The 2039-nt window shown below is 74.0% G+C and carries 3 protein-coding genes; 2 read left to right on the forward strand and 1 reads right to left on the reverse strand.

Translation table 11 applies throughout. The annotated features are described in order from the left end of the window. Positions 1-9: 9 nt before the first annotated feature. Positions 10-783 carry a hypothetical protein gene (locus ACWGIU_RS36610; protein ID WP_453712393.1) on the reverse strand — a complete coding sequence of 258 codons (774 nt, stop codon included), beginning with the start codon at positions 781-783 and terminating at the stop codon, positions 10-12. A 70-nt stretch (positions 784-853) separates the two neighbouring features. Here ACWGIU_RS36610 and ACWGIU_RS36615 point away from each other — a divergent pair, with 70 nt between their 5' ends. After that, on the forward strand, positions 854-1675 hold the full coding sequence (locus ACWGIU_RS36615; protein ID WP_453712394.1) for an adenosylcobinamide-GDP ribazoletransferase: 822 nt from the start codon (positions 854-856) through the stop codon (positions 1673-1675). A 34-nt stretch (positions 1676-1709) separates the two neighbouring features. Then, positions 1710-2039 (forward strand): response regulator (locus ACWGIU_RS36620; protein WP_453712395.1); only part of this gene is annotated, 330 nt, incomplete at its 3' end.

Consider the following 2039-nt stretch of genomic DNA (forward strand, 5'->3'; position numbering starts at 1 on the left):
CCGCCGTCGTCAGTGCCGGGGCGGCTTCTCCAGGGACACGGGGCGATCCGGGTCCGGGGTCCCGCCGATGAAGTTCTCGAACGCGCGGCGCGGCCGCGCCCAGCGCCGGTCGTGGCGGAAGGCGCGCAGCCCGGACTTGGCCCGGGCGCGCGGCCGGTTCGCGTAGAACCTCTTCGCGTACGGGGATCCGGGCCGGGCCAGCCGGATCGCGCCGACCAGCGCCACGAAGGGGACGACCAGGCCGAAGAGCGCGGTGCGCGCCTTGCCCTTCCACAGGGCGAGCAGCGAGAGGGAGAAGTTGGCGGCCCCGTTCATGACGACGAGGCCGCGGCTCTGGCGCTCCTCGGTGGACAGGTCGTTCACCCCGAAGGGCACGAATCCGCCGATGACCAGGGCCACGATGGCGGCCGTGACGACCACGAGCTCCACGCTCTTGCGGCCCTGCTCGCTCCAGTACACGTCGTCGAGGTGCAGGATCAGCGCGAACTCGTCCAGGACCAGGCCCGCGCCCAGGCCGAAGAGCACCGCCGAGACCCACGCCCCGAAGCCGTACCGTCCGCTGCCGACCGCGCCGAAGCCGCCGATGATCACGAGGATCACGCCCGGCACCACGTGGTGGATGTGCAGGCCGCCCGGCGAGACGTTCTTGAAGGGGCCCCGGCCGGCCCGGATCAGCCGGGTGATCACGCGGGTGACCAGGAACGACAGCACGAAGGAGAGCAGGGCGAGCAGGAGCGGCAGCTTCCCGGGCTCGACGATGTTCCGATACCACCAGTGACCCATCCCACTGACTCCCTATTTGGCATGTAGTGGGTAATTTACCGCCCGCGCCGAGCGGGTACCGTTCCCGCCGATGACAGATTCGTTCGACGGCCCGCCCCAGACGCCGCCCGCGGAACGCGCCTCGTTCCTCGACGGCGTCCGTTTCGCGTTCGGCACCCTCACCGTGCTGCCCGCCCGCATCACCCGCTGGGACCGCCCCGCCGCGCGCACCGGAATGGCCTGCGCCCCGCTCGCCGGACTGGTCGTGGGCGGGCTCGCGGCCCTGCCCGGAGTGTGCCTGCTGCTGCTCGGCGGGGGCCCGCTGCTCGCGGCGACCCTCACCGTCGCCGGACCGGCCGCGCTGACCCGGGCCCTGCACCTGGACGGTCTCGCCGACACGGCCGACGGCCTCGGGAGCGCCAAACCGGCCGACGAGGCCCTGCGGATCATGAAGCAGTCCGACATCGGCCCCTTCGGCGTCGTCACCCTGGTGATCGTGCTGCTCCTTCAGGTGGCCGCCCTGTCCGAGATCTATGCCGACAGCTGGATCCGGGGCGCCCTCGCCGCGGTGGCAGCCGCCGTGGCGGCCCGCCTCGCCATGACCCTGGCCTGCCGCGAAGGCGTCCCGGCGGCCCGCCCCGGGGGACTCGGCGCCGCCGTCGCCGGAGTGCTCCCGCGCCGGGCGGCCGCCCTGATCGCCGCGCTCACCGTCGCCGCGGCCGCGGCCGCCGCCCTGCCCCTGGGCCTGCCCGCCGCCGGCCGGAGCGCGGCCGCGGTCCTCGCCGCCCTGCTCGCCGCGGAACTGCTGCTCCGCCGCTGCGTACGCCGCTTCGACGGGGTCACCGGCGACGTCTTCGGTGCCCTGGCCGAGGTCGCGGCGACCACCGCCCTGATCGTCCTCGCCCTCGGCTGAGCGGGCGGACGACGCTCCCGCGTACCCTCACCCCGTGGACCACTCTGCGACGGACCTGCCCTCCGCCGCGCCCGTCAGGGTGCTGCTCGCCGACGACCAGGCGCTCCTGCGCAGCGCCTTCAAGGTGCTCGTCGACTCCGAACCCGACATGGAAGTCGTCGGGGAGGCCTCCGACGGGGCCCAGGCCGTCGAACTCGCCCGCCGGACGCGCCCCGACGTCGTCCTCATGGACATCCGGATGCCCGGCACCGACGGGCTCGCCGCCACCCGCATGATCAGCGCGGACCCGGAACTCGCCGACGTGCGCGTGGTGATGCTGACGACCTTCGAGGTCGACGAGTACGTGGTCTCGGCCCTGCGGGCC

This window comes from Streptomyces sp. NPDC054840, from assembly GCF_053611065.1.

Bases quoted from the DNA above. Each gene is read 5' to 3' on its own strand.
- ACWGIU_RS36610 (WP_453712393.1), bottom strand. From the start codon at position 783: ATGGGTCACTGGTGGTATCGGAACATCGTCGAGCCCGGGAAGCTGCCG.
- ACWGIU_RS36615 (WP_453712394.1), top strand. From the start codon at position 854: ATGACAGATTCGTTCGACGGCCCGCCCCAGACGCCGCCCGCGGAACGC.